Raw genomic sequence first — 1538 nt, 5'->3', positions numbered from 1 at the left:
AGCTCAGGATCTGGCTATCGAGATCCGCAACGGCGACCGTGCCACCAGGCCGTGTTGCTTTGATCATCTGCTGGAGGGCTTGCTGAGGCTCCTCAAGGTACTCAAAGAGCATTCGGGCGTAGGTCAGGTCGAAGTTTGCGGCGAAGGGGAGTGCGGTCGCTTGGGCTTGCGTGAAGGTGCAGGCGAGCTGCTCGGTTGCCGCGAATGCTTGGGCTTGCTCTAATCGTGATGCGCTGGCATCCACTCCCACCACACGTCCCAATGTTGCTAGTCGCGCGGCGGCTCGTGTAACTGCGCCCGTGCCACAGCCCACTTCGAGCACATCCAGACCCGGCGCAATCCCCATCCAGCGCAGCTCGCGCTCTACACGCTCCGCGTCGGTTTTCTCCTCCAAGCGCTTGCCCTCCGTGGGGCTATCCATGATGTAGGTCATACGAATCCAGGTTTCCTTTAAGTTGTAGTTGAAACGATCCCCCGAGGCTGGCTGTTGGCATGGGGAAAAATGAACCAAGGCAAAAATCGAGTGTGTCGCCTTCTTCTAAGGCTAGGCATACCGTGACGTGAACAGAGGAACTCATGCGGTTCGGCGATAAAGTCGTTCCATAAACCACGAACCAGTTGTGGAGAACGAAAAAATCAAGTGGTGAATCGTCGGGGAGTTCCTCATAAAAGAGGGAGAGGAGTAGTGAAGTATCCCCGTTAGATGGAGCAAGCCACTGAAGGATCGAAAATGCGCCCGAGCGAACAGGCGGAAAGGTCAACCGACCAGCGCGGGGGGAAAGCGAGGTGGCCAAGGGGCACGCGAAAGCGCCACGTCCAAGCGTGGATCGGTACCCGCTGAGCCAGTTGCCAGCCGCTCTCTGCCGTCCAATACTAACCATCCCAAGCTTCGTAGACGGAGAAAACCACTTGGTATTACCATGCTACAAAAACTCTGCCGAGGAAAAAATTAAGTGCGATGCTCAAAGAGCAAGTCCAGAATCTTCCCGAGCACTTCCGCATACTGGAAGCACCCCATTTCAGCCGGTCAGTCAACGGTCACACAAGATACTACCAACGGCCACACAACTTCGGCTTTAGGCGGCTACAAGCGTGTGCTCAGACTGGAGCAACTCCGCCCAAAGGCGATCCCTCCGCTCTCGAAGTGTCTGTGCGTAGGAGCGGGCTCGCTCGCGCAGGGTTTCGGGAGCATCAGCAGTGGCCGTGAGCTTGTCGCAGAGCTCCAGCGAGCGCAGGAAGTTACCCGCCTGGAACCAGCAACCCGCCGCGCTGAACTCGTGCCGCCAGACCTGCTCGGAGATCCCTTGCGCCGCGTAAGCTAGGGCGAGGGCTTCTTCCAACTCCGCCGCCTCTCCGAAGAGCTTCGCCGCATCATCGTGCTGGCCCACCTCTTTTGCTAAGCGCCCACAGAGCAGAAGCCCAGACTTGCTCCGCTCTTGCTCCTGCATCTCTTCCGTACGCACCCCCCGTCTCATGCTGCTCATTATCGTACTCTCCGCTCTCGTACTCTGTGGAAGGTGAACCATGCCTCCTGCGAG

General features: G+C 58.1%; 2 protein-coding genes. Both read right to left on the bottom strand.

What is annotated here, in order from left to right:
• A partial coding sequence (locus tag RMO15_RS32245) for a class I SAM-dependent methyltransferase (protein ID WP_309723133.1) occupies positions 1 to 433 on the bottom strand: 433 nt, incomplete at its 3' end.
• Positions 434 to 1076: 643 nt separating this feature from the next.
• Positions 1077 to 1484, bottom strand: coding sequence for a hypothetical protein (locus tag RMO15_RS32240; protein ID WP_309723131.1), 408 nt, complete (start codon positions 1482 to 1484; stop codon positions 1077 to 1079).
• Positions 1485 to 1538 lie beyond the last annotated feature (54 nt).

The organism is Armatimonas sp., assembly GCF_031410135.1.
Taxonomy (GTDB): domain Bacteria; phylum Armatimonadota; class Armatimonadia; order Armatimonadales; family Armatimonadaceae; genus Armatimonas.
Note: the sequence above shows the minus strand (reverse complement) of the source record. Positions and strands in the feature narration are given on the sequence as shown.

Bases quoted from the DNA above. Each gene is read 5' to 3' on its own strand.
- RMO15_RS32240 (WP_309723131.1), bottom strand. From the start codon at position 1,484: ATGAGCAGCATGAGACGGGGGGTGCGTACGGAAGAGATGCAGGAGCAA.